This window comes from Streptomyces xantholiticus (assembly GCF_014651015.1).
GTDB classification, from domain to species: Bacteria; Actinomycetota; Actinomycetes; order Streptomycetales; family Streptomycetaceae; genus Streptomyces; species Streptomyces xantholiticus.
Genome location: NZ_BMWB01000025.1, coordinates 35,624 through 50,191, shown reverse-complemented (window position 1 = coordinate 50,191; position 14,568 = coordinate 35,624). Strand labels below are relative to the sequence as shown.

The following is a 14,568-nucleotide window of genomic DNA, read 5'->3' as shown; positions in this document are numbered from 1 at the left end:
CATCATGAGCGGAGAAATCGAGGGGGAAATCGTCCGGCGGGGCGACGCCGCCTACGACAGCACATGGTCGGCCATGTTGTGGAACGACCTCAAGCCGCAGCGCTTTCCCGACCTGATCGTCAGGGTCGCCTCGGAACGCGATGTCCCGGCGGCCATCCGGCTGGCCCGCTCCGAGGATCTCCGGGTCGCCATACGCGCCCATGGGCACAGCTGGTGCGGCTCACCGCTGCGCGACGGCGGCATGCTCATCGACCTCTCCGTGCTCGACACGTGCAAGATCGACCCGGCTTCGCGCACCGCGACCGTGCAACCCGCGCTCACCGGCCGCGAGTTCGTCGCCGCGCTCGCCCCGCACGGCCTCGCCTTCCCGGCCGGGCACTGCGGACCCGTCGCCCTGAGCGGCTACCTCCTCAGCGGCGGCCTCGGCTGGAACTCCGGCCACCTCGGGCCGGCTGCCGCCGGCGTGCGGGCGGTCGAGGTGGTCACGGCGGACGGCGACCGCATCACCTGCAGCCAGGACGAGAACCGCGACCTGTTCTGGGCCGCACGCGGGGCAGGCCCGGGCTTCTTCGCCGTCGCCACCCGCTTCCACGTAACGCTGCACGACCTCCCGGCGGCGGTCGCCGAGACCACGTACGTCTTTGCCTTGGCCGACGTCGAACCGGTGACCCGCTGGGCCACCGAGGCAGCCCAGCGGCTACCGGCGAATGTCGAGGCGTCCTTCATGCTCGCGACCGCCTCCCCGCATATCACGGCGGCATCGCCGAGGCCCAAGGTGATCAGCTTCACCGGCACCGCCTTCGCTCGAACGCGTCACGAGGCCGTCCGCTGCCTGGAGCCGCTGCGGGCCTGCCCGTTCGCCGAACGCGCCTTGTTCCGGCAGGTGGACGAGCCGAAGACCTTCGAGGACCTGTACGGCACGTCGTCCGGCTTCTGGCCCCAAGGACACCGCAATATGGTGGACACCCTGTGGTCGGACACCGGGCACGAGACCCTGCTGCCCGCGCTCGCCGCCTCGGTCACCCACGCCCCCTCCGAGCGGTCGCTCGTCATCGCCCCCCTGTGGCCCGCCTCGCGGGACCCCACCCTCTCACTCGACATGGCCTTCTCGGTGCTGGGTGAGACCTATGTCGCCCCCTTCGCGATCTGGGACGAACCTGCGGCGGACGCCGTCAACACCCGCTGGCTCCGGGACACCATGCGTGCCGTCGAGCCGTACGGAACCGGCCACTACATCGCCGAAGCCGACCTCACCGCCGACGCGTCCAGGGCTCGGAGGTCCTACGCTCCGGAAGACTGGGAGCGGCTGCGTGCGCTGAAGGCCGCGTACGACCCGGCGAATGTCTTCCACACCTACCTCACGCCGTGAAGACTCACGCTTATTGCGCACCCGGTCCGATGTTCCGTGCTGCGGCTGACGGAAATGGATCACGTGGCTGTCCGTGGCCGTGTACATCTTCACTGGCACGGTGACCAGCCCAAGGCTCAGAACCCCACTCCACCGGACGAGTCACGATTCTCACCACCCCATCGCACGGCCGCGTTCGTTGCGCTCCGCCGGGCGCAGTCAGCCGCCACATCCTGCGCCTGGCATTGATGGTGGTTCCCGCGGAAGTGAGCGGGAAACTGTACATATCTGGCGAAAGGGGGTGCAGGATGCCGATCAGTGGCGCCAGCGGCATCCCGCTCTGGGAGTGGAAATCGCTCCGGCGCTTCGCACTCTCAATCTGTCGGCGCCCAGGAGCGCAGCAGTTCGGCGATCTTGTGGGCGTCGCAGGCCGGATCCAGGAGCAGGTCGCGCAGGGCCATCGCGTCGTCGCGGGTGACCTTGACCGAGACTCCGGCGGCCTCCAGATACATGACGCCCGTGGCGGCTGCCACCGCAAGGTTGGAACGCTCGAGCCACCGGCAGCGTCCCAAGGTGTGCACCAGTGCGGCAGCCTTGGCGTACGGGCCGTCGTAGACCGGCTGCCCGAAGAGCTCGGCGCGATGACGGGCGACGGCCGCGAGCGGAACGCCGTAGTCATCAGGGGCAGGGTCGCCGGCGCCTGCAACCTCGGCGACCTGCAGGATCCAGGGGACGTCGATATGCAGCTCCATCAGGCGGCGCGCGTCCCCGGCGTCGACTGTGCGTTCTCTGCGTCGTCGAACAGGGCCTGGTGCTCGCCCAGGAAGCGAGCGGCTGCATCCACTCCGCGGGCCCGCAGGCCGCTGACGTCCTCGGACACCAGGCGCGCCAGGTAGTCGCCGATGCTCAAGCCAAGGTCATTTGCGCGCTTGGTTGCCAGGTCTGCAATGTCGGCGTCCACACGGGCGCCCAACTGTTTCTTCGCCATAATTCGCATGGTAACAGGTGTTACCATGCGGGGGTGGCGGTGAGAACTTGAAACCGCAGTTCGAATGGCGATGAGTCTTGGCCGCGCGGTTCCGGTACTGGCCTGCGGCTCTCGCCCACGGCAGCGAGCTCGCTTCCATGCCTCCCTGGCTGATCGTTTCAGAATGAGGTTCGCAGTCTCCTCAAGCGGATGATGCTGCAAGCGAGTTGAAGCAGGCTGAGGTGGAGATCGGCTCGTATCTCGTAGCGGATCCGTAGCCGCTAGAACTGGTGGAGCCGGGCGAAGGTCCGCTCGACGACCCAGCGGGTCCCGCCCAGGCCGGAGCCGTGGGCGGTGCCTTCACGGTCGATCTTCGATGTGATGCCGCGGGCCCGGAGAAGGCGTCCTCGGTCCACTCCCGCAGACGCCGCCAGGCCGTCACACTGCTGCAGCCGACCTGTTCAGCCGGAACGTCCCCCCGGCTCACGCTCCTGCACAGCAGGTAAACGACGCCCCGCAAGGCAGCCCGGTCGTCCGCCGGCAACCGCCCGGGATACCGATGCCGCCGAGGCGGACGAGCAGGCAACAGCGGGGGCCACGCGTTCCCACAGGTCATCAGGCGCAAGATCAGCAGACCTCCAACAGATCCTGCCGACGCAACACCCAACTTCCAAGCCGCACGATGAACTTCATTCTGAAACGATCAGATGGTGTCGGCCTTCTGACAGTAGAGAAAGCCCTGGTGTCGGCTGGCCGGAGCCGCGCAAGGAGCCGACGCCCGAGCCGCTGATCGAGCCGATGCTGCGGGCGGACCTGAGCGAGCAGCGGCACTCGGTGAAGCGGATCTTCGATCGGCTGGTGGGCTCCGGGACGTGGGGGCGTGCCTGGGGGCGCGTTGCTGACCTGGTCTCTACTCGTCGGTCATCAGCTGCAGCAGGTCGCGCAGGTCGCGGCGCTGCTTTTCGTCGAGGGCGGCGAGCGGGTTGCGGGCGAAGCGCAGACGGCTGCGCAGGTCTTGGGCCGCTGCCTTCCCGGCGTCTGTGGTGGCGAGAAGCTTGATTCGCCGGTCGTTGGGTTCGGGCCGGCGTTCGACCAGGCCCCGGTTCTGCAGGCGGTCCACGATGCCGGTGAGGTTGGACGGCTCGGCTCCCAGTCGTTCGGCGACGCGACGCATGGGCAGCGGGGCCTCATTCAGGGCGATCAGTGCCTTCACCTGCTGAGGGGTGAGGCCGTGATGAGCCGCGGCGGCCTCGTACTCGCGGGTGTAGCGGTCGGTGACCTTCGCGAAAAGGTGGATCACCTCGGAGGTCAAGGGCTCGTCTGCCGTCATCCCTCCAAGCTATAAAAAGTTATGCGACCTGACAAGTGTTGACTATTATAATTATGGAGCATAACTTTATGGTCGTGTGGCTCCGGCTGCACACCCACATCCCTCCGCTTCAGCAAGGAGCCATCACTCATGCAGCAGCGCACCCTGGGCATCAACGGAACGTCGGTCTCCGCCGTCGGACTCGGCCTGATGGGCATGTCCGAGTTCTACGGAGCCACCGACGACACCCAGTCCATAGCCACCATCCACCGCGCCCTCGACCTGGGCGTGAACCTTCTGGACACTGCCGACGTCTACGGCTCCGGCCACAACGAAACCCTGCTGGGCCGCGCCCTGGCGGGCCGACGGCGGGAGGAAGCCGTCGTGGCCACCAAGTTCGGCGCCCGCCTGCACGAGGGCACCTTCACCGTCGACTCCACCCCGCAGTACGCCAAGAAGGCCGTCGATGCCTCCCTCACCCGGCTGGGCCTGGACCACATCGACCTGTACTACCTCCACCGGCGTGATCCCGCCGTTCCGATCGAGGAAACCGTCGGCGCCCTGGCCGAACTCGTCGCGGAAGGCAAGATCCGCCACGTCGGACTGTCCGAGGTGAACGCGGACACCCTGCGCCGGGCACACGCCGTTCACCCCATCACTGCGCTCCAGAGCGAATACTCCTTGTGGGAACGCGGCCTGGAGACCGAGATCCTCCCGACCACCCGCGAGCTCGGGACCACCCTTGTCCCCTACTCACCGGTCGGCCGCGGCTTCCTGTCCGGCGCGATCAAGGACACCGCTTCACTTGCCGCAGACGACTACCGCCGCTTCGACCCCCGCTTCCAGGGCGACAACCTGCGCCGCAACCTGCAGTTGGCCGACCAGGTCCGCACCTTCGCGGCAGAGGCCGGCCTCACGCCGACACAGCTGGCCCTCGCATGGCTCCTCCACCAGGGCGACGACATCATCCCCATTCCCGGCACCAAGCGCATCAGCTACCTGGAAGAGAACACCGCGGCCGCCGACGCCCGTCTCGACGCCGACCACCTCGCCGCCCTGGACGCAGCTCTCCCGCCCGGCGCCGCCGCCGGGCCGCGCTACCCCGACCAGCTCATGGACCGCGTCAACAACTGACTCCAGCCCTCCCCTCCGCCGGCTCGCCCGCCACCCCAGCCCTCAGAGCGGTCGGGTGGTCCGGAGGTGAGATACCCCCGGACCACCCGACCCCTTGCACACACTGATGGGCTGTGTTGGTTCTCACCAACACTCCACGCACCATCAGCCGACGACCCCTCCCGAACTGGGCTAAAGGTGCTTCCGTTCCCGCCTACGCAGCCAGCCCTTGAGCTGTCGGTCGCCGGCGAAAGGCGTGGCTGCGAGCCGCAGACGCGATCGTCCTGAAGGTGGGCACCTTCGCCCAACTGCATGCCGCCGGAATCTGACGCTACGGCTTCGAGGGCTCAGGCGGCGGACGGGACGTCGCACCTGAGCACGCACCTGGCCGGTGAGGCCAACTACAGCGCTCAGTCACAGCGTTTTGAGACTGTCCACTGCAGTTGGCAACTGGTCAGCTCAATTCACATCTGGAGCACCTCAGCGGGCACCGCGGGCGGGTCCTGCACGCCCTTGGCTGGTGCTATCAGCACCTTGAATGGAGCCGACCAGGCCTCTGGCGCGCCATCCGCCTGCCCTGGGAATCGGAGACTCGGGCACAATCAGGAGCCGTGCCCACCCCTCCCGATCCCTCCGTCCTGTATCCCGACATCGCGGCCCGCGGCAGCCTCGCCGCAGCGCTGCGGGCCGAGGCGGACGGCTGCCTCGGGGCCGTCCCCGTTACATCCCCGGGCTTCGCGCCGCTGCGCCACGCGGCCGTCGCAAGTACCCTGCCGCACCGCGAGCCGCTGGCGATCAGCGCATGGTCGCACGAACGGCGGTGGTCGATCCGCGGCGAGGAACCGTTCCAGAGCATGCCCCTCATCGACGGCAGGACGGACGACCTGGCGGAGGTAGCCAGGGCCGCCCGAGCGTGGCACGACGGGGCGACCCTGTACGACATCCGACAGGCGGCACCCTTCGTGCACCTGACCGGCCGGTTCGAGGTGCCCGACAACGATCCCGCGCGCTTGACGGAATCCGAATGGCAGGGCATGCGCCAGGAGGCGGCCGAACTGGAATACGCCTGGCAGGAGACGTACCGCAACCTGATCGAGGCGGCGCTCGCCGAGCCGGCGCTGCGCGCCCTCTACCCCTTCACGAGCCACTGGGCACTGCGCTTCTCGACCACCACCCGTCCGGACCTGACCCTCGTCGGACCGTGCCTGAGCGCCAACAGCGACGGCACGTACGGAGTGGGCAGGGGCCTCATCAGCCAGGACCTTGGTCAATTCGCCACAGCGCAGGAGGCCGTGGCAGTGGCAGTGCGCCGGCTGCCGTCCGGCCTCGGCCCAACCACGCTCGGCGGATGATCCCGCCCCATCTGAGCTGCTCAGTCACAGCTGGCCCTGCACCCTGACCAGGGGCCGGCGGTGTCGATGTCCTGCCCGCGGCGATATGCCAGGATGCGATTGCGTTGACAGCGATCCAGGGGGCGAAGGGTTCCTGTTCAGCTCAGGCGCATACTCGTTGGCGCAGGCAGGTTCGGCAAGTAGCAGGAGGTGTTTGTGGAAAAGCCTCCCGGGGGAGCTGGTCGAGAACGCCGGCCCTGTGCAGTTCCCCGTGTCCCTGACGGAGTGCTGCCCCTTGCCGGCGTTTCCGCTGTCAGTTGAAGATGTCCAGGAGGTCCAGCCAGGAGCCTGGGTCGTCGGCGGGGCGGGGCCGCATCGGGAGCGGATCCGGGTAGGTCTCCGCTGCGGCCCTCGCGCGGACCATGTCGGGCCCGCCGCACGCCGCGACCGCGAAGGCGCCGAAGACCTTGGCGAACGCGGCCGGGTCGCGGAACTCCACGCCGAACGCTCGGCCGTCCCGCAGCGGCACCCACACCACCCGGTCGAACCGTGTCCATTCCAGCACCGGCTGGTCGTCCGCGGTTGACCGCCCCTCCAGCCACAGCCGCGCCACGTGCAGCAGGTTCACCTTCTCCATCGGCAGCCGCTTGCGCCGCACCCGCAGTTCACGCACCGTCAGCTCGACGCGCTGGTCCTTCTTCGGGTACCAGACGACGCCGATCCCGAACGGCACCCACAGCAGGATCCCGATCATCGGCCAGACCAGAGCGTCGCCCCACGACCGGAGCAGCCCGCCGTCCAGCAGGTACAGGGCCCCGAAGACGAGAACCCACTTCGCCGTCATCCGCCAGAATCCGCTGCCCTGCCGGTACAGGACCCGTCGCTTCCCCGTATTCGCCATGCCCGCACGCTATCCGCCGCCCCGCAGCTCACCGTAGGCGCCCTTCGCCACCGCGGGGGCGGGCGGCGTCACCGATGCTCCGCGCACCACCACCACGGCGGCACTGGCAGCCGCCCCATCGAGCACACACACCGAGAAGAGCTCCGGCCGGACGTCCTGCGCCCCTTGGACGGCTGCCGTGCCATCGGAGAGCAGCGCGCCGGGCTGTCCCGCATCGCCGCCGCCGAGCAGTCGCTGTTCCTGGCGCAAGAGTTCGCCGTCGGCACCCGCCCGCCGTGCTGCCGCCCCCTTCAGGCGGTCTTCTCCCCCGAAGGGGTGGCGGAAGTCCACCCCTGCTGACGGAGTCGTTCGAATCCGTCCAGGAGGAGGTCCAGCGCGAACTCGAACTCGAACTGATCGTCGCAGCCTTGGCCCACGACGGATTCCTCGTCGTGGGCGACTGCCATGGCCAGCTCCGTCACGTAGGGGAACTTCCCGGCGTCCGCAGGGACCACGACCGCCTGCGCCTCCGGGTCGGGGCTCGGTGAGGCGTCGAACAGCTCCTGGGTGAACCCCAGCATCCGGCTGCCCAGGGCGTGCATCACATGGTGCGTCAGATCGACGGAGAAGCCGCCGGTCCGGAACATTCCGATCACCGAGTCCATATACGCGAGTACGACCGGCGTCGGGCGGGCTCGCGATTGCACCACTTGCGCCGCCCAGGAGTGGCCCAGGAGAGCTCGTCGCGCCGAGAGGATCCTCTGTCGGACCGCGCTCTTCCAGTCGGACTCCGGCGCCGGAGGGTCGATCTCGCCGACGACGACATCGACCATGCCGTCCAGGAGCTGGTCCTTGTTGGCGACGTGCTTGTAGAGGGCCATCGGCACCACACCCAGCTGCTGCGCGAGCTTTCGCATGCTGAGCGCTTCAATCCCGATTTCATCGGCAAGCGCGACGGCGGCGCGCAGCACTCGGTCCCTGCTCAGAGGCGCCCGGCGCACTGCCTCCGTCTGCTGGGCCATTTCCGATCAGCTCCCTGATTGATCCGTCGTGAACCGGACTCCCACCTTGACGAGTGTACGGCGTACGCCTACCCTGGGCCGCAGGTGTACGCCGTACACCATGCATGAGGTGGAGGGTCCAGATGGACTCAACAAGAAAGACCGCTGTTGTCGCGGGTGTGTTCTTCCTTCTCACCGAGGTCTCCGCGATCGGCGGGCTCGCGCTGTACGGCCCCGCTCTGGACGGCGCCGAGTACGTCGTCGGCTCCGGCGCCGACACTCGGGTGTTCCTGGGGGCGCTGTTCGAGATCGTCCTCGTGACGGCCGTCATCGGCACCGGGGTCACACTGTTTCCGATCATCAAGAGGCAGAACGAGGGGGCCGCGCTGGGCTATGTCTGCGCTCGCCTTCTTGAAGCCGCCGTCCTCGTCGTCGGCATCATCAGCGTCCTGTCGGTCGTGACGCTGAGGAGAGACTTCGCGCAGACGTCGGACGCCGATGCCGGGTCTCTCGTCACGGCCGGCGAAACGCTCGTAGCGATCCATGACTGGACGTTCCTCTTCGGGCCCAACTTCATCCTGGGGGCGAACTCGCTGGTTCTGGCGTGGTTGATGTACCGCTCGGGGCTCGTGCCACGGTTCATCGCCGTCCTGGGACTTGTCGGGGGCTCGTTGATCTGCGCTTCGGCGACCGCTGTGATGTTCGGGCTCTACGAGCAGGTCTCCCTGGTGGGGTCGGTCATGGCGATCCCCGTATTCGCCTGGGAAGTGACACTTGCCGTCCGGCTCATCACCAAAGGATTCAATCCAGCTCCTCGCCGCTCGTGACGAGTAGGACGCCGAGGGCGAAGAAGTCCGGCTCGACCACCTCGACCACCTCACTCACTGCGTCAGCGTCGACGAGTGCAGCCTGGACAACGCGGCCCTCGTCCTCGCTGCTTGACCCCCGCCGGCGACCGGCTGCGCCGTCGGCCGGCGCCCTCCGCCTCGCCTGCCGAAGGCAGAACCGTGCCCGAGTACCACGTGACCTGGGAGATCGATCTGAACGCGACCGACCCGGTCGACGCTGCCCGCAAGGCCCTCACCATCCAGCGCAGCGCCGCGGCCTGGGCCACCGTCTTCACCGTCCACGGCGACACCCAGACGGCCACCGTCGACCTGGACCCCCACTGTTGCGACCCGTCGGCGGCAGTGTTCCGCACATCGTCCTCGCGGCCTGACCACCCCTCCCTGCGCCCCGGTACGGTACGTGGCCGCACCGGGGTGCACCTGTCTGCCCGGCCGGCCGCCCGGCCCCCGGCGACCGCTCGTCAATGCGCCGGCGACGCACGGCAATTCAGGGCCGGCCATCCCCCGATTGGCCGACACCATCGGGCTGCGCCGCCCGCGCAACCCGCACGCCTCGGCCCTGCTGCTGGACTACCAGCCCCACCCGGGCCTGCACTTCGGCGACGTCATCTTCACCGGAGCCACGGACCCCAGGACCGACATCACGGGCTCACCGAGGACCAGGCCCTGACGCCGCTCGACCTCTACCTGCTGCGCATCAACGCCCACCTACTGGGCGCGCGGCGCCACTGACACCAGGTCACCCCGGGCCCGGGGACGTGAATTCCGGGGCCGGGGCCTCCGGATCACCGAGAAAGGGATCCCATGAAATACACGATCGTCGGCGACTGGTACGACTGCTGGGATCCCACGTCGGCTTTCGCCGTCGTCGCCGAGGGAGAAGCCCTCGACGAGGCCGAACAGAACGCGGCAGAGGCCGTTCTGGAGCACTTCCCGCACCGCGGCCGAGGGCGAGGACGGGGAAAGTCCTGAGACCCTCTGGGGTGGCGACAACGGCGCCTACGTCGTCCCGGCTGCCGAGGGAGACCTGCGAACCCGGTCCATCGAGAGCGCGACGTTCGAGCTGATCACATGACCGCGGCAGCCACCCGGACGTTCACCGTCATCGGCCTGCCCCTGGACGTCGACTGCACCGAGCTGCTCGCCACCAACCGCCCGCGGGGAGCCCGGGCGCAGCAGCCCCGCCAGGCGCTCTCTCCCCAGGTCGCGTGGTCCGTGTCGCCTGGTGGGGGCGGTCCGCTGCGCTTCCTTCCCGCCTTGCTGCGTGCCGGGCGCTCCGCTGCCCTGCGGCCCGGTTCGTGCGCTGCGCGCCCGGCCGGAGCGCGCTTGCAGCACCACGGACTCCGGCTCGCTCAGCATGACCGTGTCCATCGAACTTGGGCTCGTACCACCAGCCCGGGCCTTCCGGGAGCCGGGGAACGTCGCGATCAGCGGCACCTGCGTGTGCCCAGCGAAGTGGGGTGGGGTGGGGGCTGGGGGCGAAGACGGCCGTCGCTCGGACCCCCATACCCGACGCCACGGCCAGGTGACACTTGGGCACTGGCACCGCCAGCCTCGTGACCGGTCCTGAGCGGCAGGCTCAGCAGGCGAAAGTGACCCACTTGTGGGAGCGCAGGTATGCGGGGCCGATGTTGCCTGCCCAGCCCTGCCCCATGCAGCCGTTGTAGGAGGTGTAGTTCGCGCCTGTGTAGAAGGCGACTGCGGTGTAGGCGCTGGATGTTCCGTGGTTGTACATGGAGCGGGCCGGTTGAGTCCGCGCCCAGGAGCAGGTGACACTCCCCGAAGTCCAGTCCGGGTCGGCGTTGCTCCAGGTGCACCGGGAACCGGTGCCGCCGGTTCCCGTATAGAAGCAGACGCTGCCACTGGGACAGTCGGCGTACGCGGGCGGGGGCACCGCCTCGGAGGCCGAGGCGGGCGGCATGATCATGGCGAAGCTGGCGACGGCGGCACCGGTCAGCGCGATGCGGATACTGCGCGTTCCTAACATGTTCTTTCCCCTGTCTTCCCTTGCCGTCTCTTCGCACGGCGACGGTGATCCGGCTCTGCTGCGCCGGTGATGGGCGAACGAGCACCATGCTGGCGGCATCCGGTCTGGACGGCGAGGACATTTGAGCACGGTCGAAGAACGCAGGTCCGGCAGAGGATGGGGAGCCGTCCTCGGAATGAACGCGCGGTGTTGGACGTCTCGCTTCGTTTGCGGAAGTTCGGCCTGTTCCCGCATTGAATGGGACCGAGGGCGTGTGTGAATCTCGGCCCAGTCGACGCACACGCAGGGCCTGGGACACGCCATGCGGCAGCCCGCGTAGGGGAGCGGACATGTTGCGCATTCATTTCGGCAACACCGACCTGTTATGCACTCGCTTGGCTTCACGCCCTGATCCGCTGTGGGCAATCGCCTGCAGCCTGCACCGCTCCCAGACCGACAGGGCCGGTGGATGTACGCCGACTGGTTCCGCACGACGTGTGCGGCGCTCACCGGCACGCCCCTCGGCAAGGCCAGGCCGTGCTGACGCTGCTCATCGCCGTGTTCCCACGCACGGCCTACTTCCCCGACTTCTTGACCCGCCGGAGGCCGCGGAGGGGATGAGCGAGGCGATGAAGGCCGTCATCGACACTCCACCGGAACGGGTACGCGACGAGATCGCCCGGCTCGACCGCACCAAGGGTGCGCCGCCTTGGGCCCACCGGTTCACTGACAAGGAGGACAGAGAGCAACTCCTGGCGGTCCTGGCGGGCTTACCACGAGGCCGTTATCGCTCCCTACGGCGACCAGGGAGCAGGAGCTGGCCCCGAGCACCACCACAGGGCCGGACCCCGCCCACAGGCCCAGTTGGATCGAGTTCGTCGTCGTCCGCACGCACAGCGCGTCGAGGACCTCGTCCCTCTCGATCGAGCACACCGCGACCATCGGCCCGCTGTGGCCGACCCTCCGCCACGACTGGGCCCTGCACCAGAAGCTCGAGCGTCGGCACCATCACCAACACGCGGCCGTGCCGGTACAGGTCCAGTGCGGCCGCCGCCGCGGTGTAGGTCTTGCCCGAACCGGTCGCCGACACCACCGTTGCCCGCACACCACGAGCCGGAGCCTCCATGCGTGCAGACAACGCGGCCGCCCTGACAATCGCCCGCTTCGCCTCCACCTGGTGCTCACGCAGCTGGATCACGACGCTTCCTCCCCTGACGGCAATTCCCACGCCAACGAATTCGACGGACCGTGTAGACCGGAATCGACACGAGCCATGAGAACGGTGGACCGTCCGGTCGGCGGCCAGGCCGCGCTCGGGCCAGATCCGCAAGGCCGCGTCCTCACCCTCGGGACGCGGTCCGTGCACGGCGATCGCCGACTGGCCCTCCGGCCGACGGCCGCCCTCGGCGAGGATCGAGCGCGCCGCCGCGATCAGGTGCTCATCCGCCTCACTGCGGCCGGAGCCGACCAGGCGGCGCGCGGCCGCGAAGGAACGCCTCGCTCATCCACCGCAGGACGTGCCGGTCCAGGCGTTGCAGTCTGCTGTGGTCGTCGCCTGCTGAGGCCCCGCGGACGAGAGCGATGAGTTCCCAGTGGTCCGGTACGGAGCCCGCCGGAGAGCGCCAGGCAGGGTCCTTGGTCAGATGCTCGTGCCCCAGGACTGCGTGGGAGGGTCGGTGGCTGCCCACGGGAGTCGCGGACGGGAGAATCGACGGGCGATCGATGCCCTCCTTTCCGGTGGCCGTTACCGTGCTGACCTGGGGGACACCGCCCGACCGGGCGGCGGCGCCAAGGTGCCGACAGCAACGGTACCCACGGGTAGAAAGGGGAAATCTCCTTTCCCGCGTGGTCGGCGGTGGAGTACGGCCCCGCGAGGCAGCGGGGCAGCACAGTCAGGGGACCGATGCTGCAAGACCGTGAGACGGCGCCCGGGCGAGGCGCGGAGTGGGAGCCAGATCAGTTGCTGTGGGAGATCCTGCAGAGCGCGCGGGATGCTCAGGGCCTCACGCGCAAGGCTCTGGCCGAGGCGATGAGCGTGCGGTGGCCTCCGTGAGGGCTGAGGCTGCTGACAGCTCGCTCGTTTTGGGGCAACGGACCATTCCTCGTGGATCGCGAAAACGAACGGCTGATTCGGACAGCTACCAGCCGACCCGTGCGGCAACAGGTCGCCGACTACGAACGTCGCCTGCGTCGCGAGGCCCAAGCTCAGCACATGGCGGCGAAGCGGATCAACCGCGGCGAAGGCGTCTGAACCCCGGTCGCACGCTCGTGCCGATACATGCCCGACAGGTCGGTGAACCGCGGTCAACACCGGATGCCCGGGGTGCGTCCGAGTATTCGCCACGACAGGCGTTGCCGCCGGTCAGGAGTCGGATCAAGCCCAGAAGCGCGGAGATTCCCAAGCAGAGCGCGGGTTCGATTCCCGTCACCCGCCCCCCGCGAAAGCCTCAGATCACAGGCCCGGGGCTTTGTCGTTGTTCGGACCCAGGTCGGATGGGGGCACGGGTATTCGGCCGCAATGCGAGGGCCGCGATGTCGTCGTCGAGCCGTCCGCCGCTGTACTGGAACAGGTCGCGGTGAAGCCGGTCGAGCAGCTCGCGGGGCGACATCAGGCCCTGCTGCCCCATCCACTCCGGGAGTGGGAAGAACTCGCCCGCGTGGTCCCGGGTCTCCGTCACGCCATCGGTGTAGAGAAGCAACTGGTCGCCCGGGGCGAAGGCGACCGTGTCGACGCAGTAGGTGTCTCCGATGAGCGTCGCGAGGTTGAGGGGCGGCGAGGGGGTGGAAGGCTCCAGGACGCGGGTCTGCCCGTGGTGCACGAGCAGCGGCGGAGGGTGCCCGCAGTTGATGAGTCTGACGTGGCCACCGCCACGCGGGACCTCCGCGACGAGAGCCGTAGCGAAGCGCTCCGGCAGGTCCGGGCCGGGGAACGCGGCGATGTGGCGGGTGATGCTGGTTTCCAAGCGCCGGGTGATGCCCCTCAGGTCAGGCTCGTCATACGCGGCCTCCCTGAAGCAGCTGATCACCGCCGATGCCGCTCCTACCGCGGACAGGCCCTTGCCGCGCACGTCACCAATGAGCAGCCGGACCCCGTACGGGGTGTCGGCCGCCTCATAGAAGTCGCCGCCGATCCGGGCCTCCTCTTGGGCAGCCAGGTACAGCGACTCGATCTCGATGTCATTGATGCGAGCCGGCAGGGGGCGCAGCAGCACCTTCTGGGCCGCGTCGGCGACGAGCCGGATATGGAAGAGCGTCTCCTCCCGCTGGAGACGGCGATGGCTTGTGTAGGCGGCGGCCAAGGTGACCGCGACGATCGCAGCCCCCGTGTATGGCGTCCCCAGGTCGGTGTAGAAGAAGCTGAGGCTGATCATGACCAGCAGGCAGAACGCCCCCAGCAGGATCGTGGGGAGTACGGGCCACATCGCGGCGGCGAGGGCAGGCGCCGCGGGCAGGAGACGGCTGAAAGCGATCTCCCTGGGTGTGGAGAACGCCAGGCCGGCGATGAGGACCGTGAGGATCACGGGCGACAGCAGTGCAGCTTCCCACCTGCCGTCGTAGGGAAAGCGACGGCGCCGTAGCCGACCAAGCATGATCACGAAGCCATCATATCGGGATATAAAGGCTGGGGATCGGTCGTCGCGCTTGCCGGCCCGTTCGGCGATTTCCAGAAACCCCGGGAGCTATGCCCGGCTGTCCTCAGTGCCAAGGCGTACACCTGCTTGTCGTCGCAGCCGACGTACAGCATCCCGTCAACCACTGTCAGCGTGACGGCGGCGCATCTCATGCCATCCGCCCAGGCCAACCG

At 68.5% G+C, this 14,568-nt stretch carries 14 protein-coding genes and 2 pseudogenes; 6 read left to right on the top strand and 10 right to left on the bottom strand.

Translation table 11 applies throughout. The annotated features are described in order from the left end of the window. Positions 1 to 4: 4 nt before the first annotated feature. On the top strand, positions 5 to 1,369 hold the full coding sequence (locus tag IE198_RS28590) for an FAD-binding oxidoreductase (RefSeq protein WP_189891741.1): 1,365 nt from the start codon (positions 5 to 7) through the stop codon (positions 1,367 to 1,369). Positions 1,370 to 1,722: 353 nt separating this feature from the next. Here IE198_RS28590 and IE198_RS28585 read toward each other — a convergent pair whose 3' ends face one another. From IE198_RS28585 to IE198_RS28570, 4 genes and pseudogenes are all read right to left on the bottom strand, one after another. After that, complete coding sequence (locus tag IE198_RS28585) at positions 1,723 to 2,100, bottom strand: fic family toxin-antitoxin system, toxin component (protein ID WP_189891739.1); 378 nt, start codon at positions 2,098 to 2,100, stop codon at positions 1,723 to 1,725. Next, positions 2,100 to 2,336, bottom strand: a complete 237-nt coding sequence (locus tag IE198_RS28580; protein WP_189891737.1) for a hypothetical protein — start codon at positions 2,334 to 2,336, stop codon at positions 2,100 to 2,102. Before IE198_RS28580 ends, IE198_RS28585 begins: the two co-directional genes overlap by 1 nt. A gap of 158 nt (positions 2,337 to 2,494) precedes the next feature. Next, positions 2,495 to 2,962 (bottom strand): annotated as a pseudogene (locus IE198_RS28575) (transposase). A gap of 263 nt (positions 2,963 to 3,225) precedes the next feature. After that, complete coding sequence (locus tag IE198_RS28570) at positions 3,226 to 3,645, bottom strand: MarR family winged helix-turn-helix transcriptional regulator (protein ID WP_189891735.1); 420 nt, start codon at positions 3,643 to 3,645, stop codon at positions 3,226 to 3,228. Between the two features lie 129 nt (positions 3,646 to 3,774). Here IE198_RS28570 and IE198_RS28565 point away from each other — a divergent pair, with 129 nt between their 5' ends. Next, positions 3,775 to 4,758, top strand: coding sequence for an aldo/keto reductase (locus tag IE198_RS28565; protein WP_189891733.1), 984 nt, complete (start codon positions 3,775 to 3,777; stop codon positions 4,756 to 4,758). A 590-nt stretch (positions 4,759 to 5,348) separates the two neighbouring features. Next, on the top strand, positions 5,349 to 6,089 hold the full coding sequence (locus IE198_RS28560) for a DUF6193 family natural product biosynthesis protein (protein ID WP_189891730.1): 741 nt from the start codon (positions 5,349 to 5,351) through the stop codon (positions 6,087 to 6,089). Positions 6,090 to 6,381: 292 nt separating this feature from the next. Here IE198_RS28560 and IE198_RS28555 read toward each other — a convergent pair whose 3' ends face one another. The 3 genes from IE198_RS28555 to IE198_RS28545 are packed head-to-tail and all read right to left on the bottom strand — an operon-like array spanning position 6,382 to position 7,970. Further along, positions 6,382 to 6,969, bottom strand: a complete 588-nt coding sequence (locus tag IE198_RS28555; protein ID WP_189891728.1) for a hypothetical protein — start codon at positions 6,967 to 6,969, stop codon at positions 6,382 to 6,384. 9 nt (positions 6,970 to 6,978) lie between these two features. Next, entirely contained in the window at positions 6,979 to 7,218 is a 240-nt protein-coding gene (locus IE198_RS28550; protein ID WP_189891726.1) for a hypothetical protein, read from the bottom strand. A 41-nt stretch (positions 7,219 to 7,259) separates the two neighbouring features. Then, the gene (locus tag IE198_RS28545; RefSeq protein ID WP_189891724.1) at positions 7,260 to 7,970 is read right to left on the bottom strand and encodes a TetR/AcrR family transcriptional regulator C-terminal domain-containing protein; all 711 of its coding nucleotides are present in this window, start codon (positions 7,968 to 7,970) and stop codon (positions 7,260 to 7,262) included. Positions 7,971 to 8,092: 122 nt separating this feature from the next. Here IE198_RS28545 and IE198_RS28540 point away from each other — a divergent pair, with 122 nt between their 5' ends. The 3 genes from IE198_RS28540 (at position 8,093) to IE198_RS28530 (ending at position 9,769) form a co-directional block, all read left to right on the top strand. Then, entirely contained in the window at positions 8,093 to 8,776 is a 684-nt protein-coding gene (locus IE198_RS28540; protein ID WP_189891722.1) for a DUF4386 domain-containing protein, read from the top strand. A 529-nt stretch (positions 8,777 to 9,305) separates the two neighbouring features. Next, the gene (locus IE198_RS28535) at positions 9,306 to 9,467 is read left to right on the top strand and encodes a hypothetical protein (RefSeq protein WP_189891720.1); all 162 of its coding nucleotides are present in this window, start codon (positions 9,306 to 9,308) and stop codon (positions 9,465 to 9,467) included. Positions 9,468 to 9,601: 134 nt separating this feature from the next. After that, complete coding sequence (locus IE198_RS28530; RefSeq protein WP_189891718.1) at positions 9,602 to 9,769, top strand: hypothetical protein; 168 nt, start codon at positions 9,602 to 9,604, stop codon at positions 9,767 to 9,769. Positions 9,770 to 10,376: 607 nt separating this feature from the next. On the opposite strand, the gene IE198_RS28525 is transcribed toward IE198_RS28530, so the two are convergent. From IE198_RS28525 to IE198_RS28515, 3 genes and pseudogenes are all read right to left on the bottom strand, one after another. Further along, positions 10,377 to 10,784, bottom strand: coding sequence for a peptidase inhibitor family I36 protein (locus tag IE198_RS28525; protein ID WP_189891715.1), 408 nt, complete (start codon positions 10,782 to 10,784; stop codon positions 10,377 to 10,379). Positions 10,785 to 11,564: 780 nt separating this feature from the next. Next, positions 11,565 to 11,961, bottom strand: a pseudogene (locus IE198_RS28520) (DEAD/DEAH box helicase family protein); the annotation flags it as partial. Positions 11,962 to 13,210: 1,249 nt separating this feature from the next. Further along, positions 13,211 to 14,359, bottom strand: coding sequence for a PP2C family protein-serine/threonine phosphatase (locus IE198_RS28515; protein WP_229834422.1), 1,149 nt, complete (start codon positions 14,357 to 14,359; stop codon positions 13,211 to 13,213). Positions 14,360 to 14,568: the final 209 nt, after the last annotated feature.